General features: G+C 65.3%; 1 protein-coding gene and 1 pseudogene. One reads left to right on the top strand and one right to left on the bottom strand.

Annotated elements, in window-relative coordinates:
• Positions 1-121: pseudogene (locus tag VB739_RS12575) on the bottom strand (photosystem II q(b) protein); the annotation flags it as partial.
• 206 nt (positions 122-327) lie between these two features.
• Between VB739_RS12575 and VB739_RS12570 the strand changes: the two are divergent.
• The gene (locus VB739_RS12570; protein WP_323357394.1) at positions 328-1,899 is read left to right on the top strand and encodes a photosystem II high light acclimation radical SAM protein; all 1,572 of its coding nucleotides are present in this window, start codon (positions 328-330) and stop codon (positions 1,897-1,899) included.
• Positions 1,900-2,262: the final 363 nt, after the last annotated feature.

Here is a 2,262-nt window from a genome sequence, read left to right as displayed (position 1 = left end):
GGGTGGGGATCATCAGCACACCGAACCAACCGACATACAGACGGTTGTTGGTGGAGGTGACCCACTCACAGAACTGGTTCCACACCGAAGCGCCGGAGCGCTGCTGGAGAGTGGCGGTCATGAGTGCGAGAGAAGGTGACACCAGGCGGGCGCGGTAGCGCCGATCCGGTGAAGGAGGTAGAGGCGGAATCCCACCTGCAACTACTGTAACAGAGTGTTGCGGAGTGTGAGTGGCGCCTTCATGAAGAAAAGCTGTGGTTCGGACCGCCCACCGACGGCCAGGACGGGCTTGTTAGCGTCCGACCACACCATCGAGCCGCGCGAGCCGTGAGCGACCAACGGGTGCTGCTGGTGCGGCTGCCCTGCAACCCGATCTTTCCGATCGGCCCGATCTACCTGGCCGATCACCTGCACAAGTGTTTCCCCGCCCTGCCCCAGCGCATCCTGGATCTGGCGGCCGTGCCCCTGCTCGATGTCCAGCGGGTGCTGCTGGAGGTGGTCGACCAGTTCCGGCCCACCCTGCTGGTGTTCTCCTGGCGGGACATCCAGATCTATGCACCGGTCGATGGCCGTGGCGGCAACCCGCTGCAGAACTCCTTTGAGGTGTTCTATTCCGCCAACCCCCTGAAACGCCTGCGCGGGGCGATCGGCGGGCTGCGGCTGATGGGCTCCTATTACGGCGAGCTGTGGCGCAACCTGCGGCTGGTGCGCCGGGGCCTGCGGCGGGCCCGCCGCCATCACCCAGAGGCCCGGGTGGTGATCGGTGGCGGGGCGGTGAGCGTCTTCTACGAGCAGCTGGGCCGCGGCCTGCCCACCGGCTCCGTGGTGTCGGTGGGGGAGGGGGAAGGGCTGCTGGAGAAGCTGATCCGCGGCCAGTCACTGGCGGGGGAGCGCTGCTACGTGGTGGGCGAGGCGCCCCGTCCGGGCCTGATCCACGAGCAGCCGGCGGGCCTGGAGAAGACCGCCTGCGACTACGCCTACATCGAAGCGATCTGGCCCCAGCTGAACTGGTACCTCGACGGCGGTGACTTCTACGTCGGGGTCCAGACCAAGCGTGGCTGCCCCCACAACTGCTGCTACTGCGTCTACACCGTGGTGGAGGGCAAGGCCGTGCGGGTCAACCCGATCGATGAGGTGGTGCGGGAGATGCGCCAGTTGTACGACCGCGGCGTGCGCGGCTTCTGGTTCACCGATGCCCAGTTCATCCCAGCCAGGCGCTACATCGACGATGCCAAGGACCTGCTGCGAGCCATACAGGTGGAGGGCCTCACGGACATCCGCTGGGCCGCCTACATCCGCGCCGACAACCTCGATGCCGAGCTGGCCGAGCTGATGGTGGCCACGGGCATGAGCTACTTCGAGATCGGCATCACCTCAGGGTCCCAGGAGCTCGTTCGCAAGATGCGCATGGGCTACAACCTGCGCACGGTGCTGGAGAACTGCCGCCTGCTGGCGGCGGCCGGCTTCCGTGAGCATGTCTCCGTCAACTATTCGTTCAACGTGATCGATGAGCGGCCCGAGACCATCCGCCAGACGATCGCCTACCACCGGGAACTCGAGCGCATCTTCGGCGCCGACAAGGTGGAGCCGGCCATCTTCTTCATTGGCCTCCAGCCCCACACCCACCTGGAGCAGTACGCCTTCGACCAGGGGATGCTCCAGCCCGGTTACGACCCGATGAGCCTGATGCCCTGGACCGCCCGCAAGCTGCTGTGGAATCCTGAGCCCATGGGGCGGGTGTTCGGCCGGATCTGCCTGGAGGCCTTTGAGCGCAACCCGGCTGACTTCGGCCGCACCGTGATGGCCCTGCTGGAGCGGGAGTACGGCGTGGCGCCACTGGATCAGGCCCTGCGGGCGCCAGTGGAAGGGCACCGGGCGTTGGCGACGGCTGTGCGCTGAACTTTCTGGAGGACGAGGTGCCTTGGTGGCGAGAGGCTGTGGTGATGCGAAAGCCGGTTGTTGCTTGGCTCCTCTGCCCCTGGATGGGTTGGCTGCCTGGGATGAAAGAGAAGCCGGGGATCGGAACACTTTTCGTTAGCCCAGGGCCCGCGCTCTCTCCATACAGAAACCCATCCTCTCAGCCTAGACTCACCAAACTGTTTTGCCGGTTGGGGTGATTGGCCATGGCCATCGAAGTGCTGGATCCCAACGGCGTTGTTCAGCTGCTCCGCGATAGCAGCAGCGATCTGGTCACGGTCCAGATCAACGGGGTCGCCAGTCCTTTGCTTTTTAAGGGAGCCCAGGTCAAGGCCAGTCAGTTCA

The sequence above is a fragment of the Cyanobium gracile UHCC 0281 genome, assembly GCF_034931305.1.
In the GTDB taxonomy this organism is placed as follows: Bacteria; Cyanobacteriota; Cyanobacteriia; order PCC-6307; family Cyanobiaceae; genus Cyanobium; species Cyanobium gracile_A.
This window is presented reverse-complemented; position numbering and strand designations above follow the sequence as displayed.